Genomic DNA, 5,379 nt, shown 5'->3' with positions numbered 1-5,379 from the left:
TTTATTTCGCAGCTATATTGATCACTGCTAACAAAATGTAAACACTACGTAGATACCTCTAACATTTTCTTTTGAATGGCTTCTATATCGAATTTGTCCGCCCCAATTTCTTTCTGGCATTCACGCCACAGACTTGAGGATACGTGCTCATAGTGTTCAGGTTCACCGCGGTAGATGAAATCGCCATCAGCAGTTGTTTCTGCTATTCTGCCGATTATCTCCAAAATCCTGTTGAGTTCGGTTTCTTGTGCGTTCAAACGCTGTTCTCCACGATGCGAATTTTCTCTGATGTGTAAACGACCATCTGTGATTTTTCCTTGTCCGCAGCGTAAGCGAAACAGGCGCGAATGTCTGTCTCGGTTAACTCGGGAAAATCGTGAAGCACTTCCGCGACTGTCATACCCGATGCGAGGTATTCAAAGATATCGTAAACGGTAATCCGCATTCCCCGAATACATGGCTGCCCGCTGCGTTTACCGGGTTCAATGGTAATAATGTCTCTATAGTTGTTCATGGTATTCCCCTCTTCCTACGAATAGTTGAAGAAAGTATACCACAACTCGCGTCGGTTATCAACGGTTTTGAATAGGTTTCCAATTGGTAGGATTTGAGATGAGTGTTTTTGTGAGGATAATGAATTTCTCTATTGTCAGAATCGCGATTCTAATACAAAAAGCAGCGTCAACTGCGTCTATCCCGATTGCGTTGTGAGAGAATTAGTCGTCTGTAGTTTAAACTTTTCTCACCGAAGTTGATTAATAAACCGACTTCCAGTCGATACGCCTTCAAATAATTTAATAGCTGTGCCTCATGTACAGCTTCCAATTCAGTAATCGCCTTCAATTCAACCAGTACCTTTCCTGCTACCACAAAATCTGCTCTACGTGTCCCGATACGTTTCGGAAAATTTTTATAGAAAATATTCTGCTTAATTTCGCGGGCGAATTCCAATCCCGCTTTTTGCATCTCAATTGCTAACGCGCGTTGGTAAATTACCTCTTGGAAGCCGTTACCTAAGAACTTATGCACCTCAAATGCTGCTCCGATGATCTTTTGGGTTATGTCTTTATACTTCAGGTTGCTGTTCATTTGGTATCCTTCATGTAGATGGTTGTTGGGATGGAGGATTATCTCTATTGTCAGAATCGCGGATTAGGCGGATTACGCAGATTTCTCGGATTTTAAGAGTGTCTCTGTTCGTAGTTGCGCAATTCATTGCGTCTCTTTCTGAATCGCGGATTAGACAGATTGCTTCTCTTTTCTCAATCTCGGATTATCTCTGTCGTCAGAATCGCGGATTGGCGCGGATGGCACGGATTTCGCGGATTATTGACTTTGGTGTCGGCAAGTTATCTGCTAAGCGGACAATTTTTTGTTTCACTGCTATGCCTATGAGGAAGTTAGTAGTGTGGCGATGTCCTCTGGCACTTCAATACTGTACTTTTCTTCAAAGTCCGCAATGCTTGAAAATGAGCTACGAAATAAGGCAATGATATCTACTCCCATGTTTCTGGCAATCGTCAGGTCTGATTTTGCTTTTTCCCATTCCTGTAGGTGTAATAGTGCTATAGCGCGATTGTTGTAAAACAGAACGTTATCCGATCTGATCTGTATAGCTCGATCATAATCTTCAATAGCGCGTTTAAATTCGCCTTTTTGGCGGTAAGCGTAACCACGATTGTTATACGCAGCGGCGGATTCTGGATTGAGTCGTATAGTTTGGTCATAGTCCTCAATGGCACGCTCTGTTTCGCCTTTTTTCGAGTAAGCAACACCACGATTGGAATGTGCTATGGAAACAATGAAAGCGTCTGGCGGATCCAACCGAATGACTTCGGTGTAGTATTCGATGGCATCATCTGGATTATCATTTTGGTCAGCTTCAATACCGCGTCGCAGATAGTCTTGAGCATCGGGTTCAATATAAGATTTATTGTGGGCATGCAGGCGAGCGAATCCATCAAAATCAGGATAAATACTTGCTTCAGTAACACCTGATATTTTATCCAGAGATGTTAGAATGTCTTGTTTGCTATTTTTATCAATGATACATTCAGCCTCGGCTTCAATTTGGGCACCGCTGAATACAAAGACAGATTGTTGAGCAATGATACGATTATTTTGAAGTTTGGGTTGCCATTGATAGAGCGGATATCTACCGCTTTCGTCCGGTTCGAGAAAATAATCAATATCTTTTGTGATTAAATCGGGATTAACCGTTTTTAGTCGAACCATATCATCATGGCGGACGGCATAGACTTTTCCGTTTGCTCCGCCTCTTGAACCCTGTTGGCAAGCAAACCAGAGCGCGACCAAGGCACTCCGTGAAAAATCTATCAGACAGGTGGCGGCACCGAAATGTTGAAGTTCTGCAAGTATTTCTAAATCAGATAATTGTTGCCCATTTTTTTCATCGTGTCCCAACGCCTTCGCTTTCATTATTAAATCTTTGTTGATTTTGAGCAACTTTTTTGGATCATTTCTGTCGATTTCTGGGAGGCGACGGTAAGCGGATGCTTCTATTTTGTAACTTTCTGTTGAAACGCCACGAAATAAGTATTGTCCATCGCTAAATTGTGCTGCCCATTCTATAAATTCGTTGATGGTTTTAGCGGTGATGTTATTTTTATCTTCCAAAATAATCGTTTGTTCCCATTCAGGTTTTGCTTTTGTTTGAATTTAGATAAAATAGGTCAGTGGATTCAGATCAATATTCTACTAAGACAGCGAGGGATCTTGAGTTTTCAAAAGGCAGGTTATTCAGAGAGTTGGCAGGTGCCATTAACTTCAAAAATATAAGGAGGTTCGTTCGTAAACCGTTTGTGTCGCCTTCCTTTAAATTTGACTTCCACTTGATTAGCATTCAAAAGTCTTAAATCAAATTGAAGTATTTCCTCAACTGTGTTTGAAAGTTTCAAGTAAAGAACAGACGTTAAACGGGCAAACTTCTCAAATTGACCTTGGCTTTTTCCGATAGAGCGGTATAAGGGTGGAATAGGTGATGCAGAAACTTGAAATCCGTTTGTACCTCGAACATACATTTCCAATGTGGTTTCGTTGAGCAACCCGACGGGTCCTGTTCTGTTCTGAAAATCTGCGGGGAGTTCGCCTAATTTCTTATCAAGCAATATCCGTTTGGCACGTTCTTCTGCAATCCTTTCCGGTGTAAAGGATCCGAAAGTGACCTCACCCAAGGGATCCCCATTTTGCCTGCGTCTTTCCTCGTTGAAAACGACTTTCCAAACGATTTGAGAACCGGATGTGGTTTCTACAATTTCTTGGGGTTTTACCCACGCGGCATCTTCTCTGAGCGCAAGTGCAATGTGAACATCCCTTGCAAATGCATCATTGATATGTCTTCTTAACGTACGGAGGAAAGCGGTTTCTTCAGGAGATTCTGGAAGCAGTTCAAGCGAAATTTCTGTTGAATCCCAACGGGCATTTTGAACTGGAATGAAATACAACTTTCCATCTTCAGAAACTAACAGAACATATTCGGTTGTGTCTTTCTCAACGCCCTTGGAAGTCATTCGATCCGTTGCAGCGGTTTTTGGTGTTGTGCCTGATAATTTTTTATCTAAAGCCTCATACACTTCTTCAATCGTCATTGAACGTAAATCAAGATACCCGACTGTGGGAGGGATTCCAGGGATTTCTGTATCGTCAAGGCGGACGGGAAGGATATACTCGCGGTTTTCCTGAAATGCCCGTGCTTGAGCCATCTGGCGTTCATGGTTTGTCCATAACTTGCGCTCGTAGTGTTTTGACAGGAACATCACGCAATAGCGCGCTGGGTCTTTGTAAACCCATGACAAGTAATCATAGAGATTTTTGCCCCAGAGATTGGATAACTCGTTTTTATCGTAAAAACACGAGTATCCTCCAGCTTTAAGCAGGTTTGCCAAAGCCTCGGCATACTCTCGATCTTCCCCTGCAAATGACAGTGCAACATCGTATTTTTGCATTTTGGGTACCTCTTGAATCCTTGCAAACGGAGTTTCCACACAACCCGCGATTCAGACGCTTTATTCTGCTTCTTACTCCTACAACGTGTCTCCACTACATATTAAATCATACCATGTTCACGCTGGTTTGTCAATTTCAATTTTGGGGAACTGTCTGAATCGCGGATTATGCGGATTACACGGATTTCGCGGATTCACACTCTGTAACATCAAGTTATCCGCTAAGTGGACAGTTTTGCTCCTACTACACCTGCGGTGGTGTACTGCCACCGTAAATTCGGGCCACTCCCTAAACCAAGATTGTGCTATAATACAATCTCACAGAAAGGAGAATTCCGATGGCGAAACGAAAACGAAGAACCTTCACGCCCGAGTTTAAAACCGAAGTTGTGCTTGAGGCACTTACGGGTGAAAGTTCCCAAGCAGAGCTCTGTAGACGACACAACCTCAGCGAAGACCAGGTCTCTAAGTGGAAGCAGCAGTTCCTTGAAAATGCTGTCAGTGTATTTACTTCCACGGATAAGCAATCCAGCGAGGATGCGGAGCGTATCGCTCACCTTGAACGCCTCGTTGGGAGAATGGCCGTAGCAATGGACATCCAAAAAAAAGCATTGACCTTTTTGAGTTGATCCCAGCCAAAGAGTGCCAAATCGTGGAGGCATTACGAATGGAACACTCGGTGCGAGACATTTGCGGGGTGCTGGGTATCACCCGGAGTAACCTCTATTATCACCCGAAACTCGACCCTTATGAAGAGGTCTTGCGAACGAGAATAGAGCAATTAGCTGCGACATATCCAACTTATGGATATAGACGTATCACGAAGCTGCTGGCGGCCGAAGGGCACACCGTTGGGCATAAGCGCGTCGCCCGGTTGATGAAAGAAGAGAACCTCTCGGTTGCTGTCAAACGTGCGTGTCAAACGACCCACTCCGCTGACGGTCCGCAACCGTGGCAAAATCGCCTGAAGACCCTTGAAGTCTGTCGATGCGATCAGGTCTGGGTCGGTGATATTACCTACGTCCACCTCAAGGGACGCTTCGTGTATGTCGCACTGCTTATGGATGTCTTCACTCGGATGATTCGCGGGTGGAACCTGAGTCAACACTTGACACAATCTCTGACCTTGCACCCCTTAGAGCAAGCTTTAGACGACAGGGTCCCGGAGATTCATCATTCCGATCAAGGCGTGCAGTATCTTTCAAAGGACTATATCTCACTGCTGAAGCAGCATGGCGTTGAGATTTCGGTCGCACACAGAGGACGCCCTTGGGAGAACGGATACGCTGAACGGTTGATCCGCACCCTCAAGGAGGAGGAAGTCCACCTCAATGACTATCAGACTGAAGTGCATACGCGTATTTAGGCCACAATTTCGCAAAGTTAAGATAAGGTTTTTCGTTGAAATTCCATA

The 5,379-nt window shown here is 44.1% G+C and carries 7 protein-coding genes; 2 read left to right on the top strand and 5 right to left on the bottom strand.

Annotation, left to right across the window (positions count from 1 at the left end):
• Positions 1-44: 44 nt before the first annotated feature.
• The 5 genes from OXN25_07290 to OXN25_07270 all read right to left on the bottom strand — a co-directional run bounded on the left by OXN25_07290 (position 45) and on the right by OXN25_07270 (position 3,965).
• On the bottom strand, positions 45-257 hold the full coding sequence (locus OXN25_07290; protein MDE0424653.1) for a hypothetical protein: 213 nt from the start codon (positions 255-257) through the stop codon (positions 45-47).
• Entirely contained in the window at positions 254-514 is a 261-nt protein-coding gene (locus tag OXN25_07285; protein ID MDE0424652.1) for a DUF433 domain-containing protein, read from the bottom strand. Before OXN25_07285 ends, OXN25_07290 begins: the two co-directional genes overlap by 4 nt.
• A 167-nt stretch (positions 515-681) precedes the next feature.
• Positions 682-1,089, bottom strand: a complete 408-nt coding sequence (locus OXN25_07280; GenBank protein MDE0424651.1) for a GxxExxY protein — start codon at positions 1,087-1,089, stop codon at positions 682-684.
• A 300-nt stretch (positions 1,090-1,389) separates the two neighbouring features.
• Complete coding sequence (locus OXN25_07275; protein ID MDE0424650.1) at positions 1,390-2,637, bottom strand: tetratricopeptide repeat protein; 1,248 nt, start codon at positions 2,635-2,637, stop codon at positions 1,390-1,392.
• A 119-nt stretch (positions 2,638-2,756) separates the two neighbouring features.
• Positions 2,757-3,965, bottom strand: coding sequence for a TIR domain-containing protein (locus OXN25_07270; GenBank protein ID MDE0424649.1), 1,209 nt, complete (start codon positions 3,963-3,965; stop codon positions 2,757-2,759).
• A gap of 338 nt (positions 3,966-4,303) precedes the next feature.
• On the opposite strand from OXN25_07270, the gene OXN25_07265 reads away from it, so the two are divergent.
• Together OXN25_07265 and OXN25_07260 are read left to right on the top strand one after the other, a co-directional pair.
• Positions 4,304-4,594, top strand: coding sequence for a transposase (locus OXN25_07265; GenBank protein ID MDE0424648.1), 291 nt, complete (start codon positions 4,304-4,306; stop codon positions 4,592-4,594).
• A 23-nt stretch (positions 4,595-4,617) separates the two neighbouring features.
• Positions 4,618-5,331 (top strand): IS3 family transposase, encoded by a 714-nt coding sequence (locus OXN25_07260; protein ID MDE0424647.1) that lies wholly within the window; start codon positions 4,618-4,620, stop codon positions 5,329-5,331.
• Positions 5,332-5,379 lie beyond the last annotated feature (48 nt).

It is taken from the genome of Candidatus Poribacteria bacterium, assembly GCA_028820845.1.
Taxonomy (GTDB): domain Bacteria; phylum Poribacteria; class WGA-4E; order WGA-4E; family WGA-3G; genus WGA-3G.
This window is presented reverse-complemented; position numbering and strand designations above follow the sequence as displayed.

Bases quoted from the DNA above. Each gene is read 5' to 3' on its own strand.
- OXN25_07285 (MDE0424652.1), bottom strand. From the start codon at position 514: ATGAACAACTATAGAGACATTATTACCATTGAACCCGGTAAACGCAGC.
- OXN25_07280 (MDE0424651.1), bottom strand. From the start codon at position 1,089: ATGAACAGCAACCTGAAGTATAAAGACATAACCCAAAAGATCATCGGA.
- OXN25_07270 (MDE0424649.1), bottom strand. From the start codon at position 3,965: ATGCAAAAATACGATGTTGCACTGTCATTTGCAGGGGAAGATCGAGAG.
- OXN25_07265 (MDE0424648.1), top strand. From the start codon at position 4,304: ATGGCGAAACGAAAACGAAGAACCTTCACGCCCGAGTTTAAAACCGAA.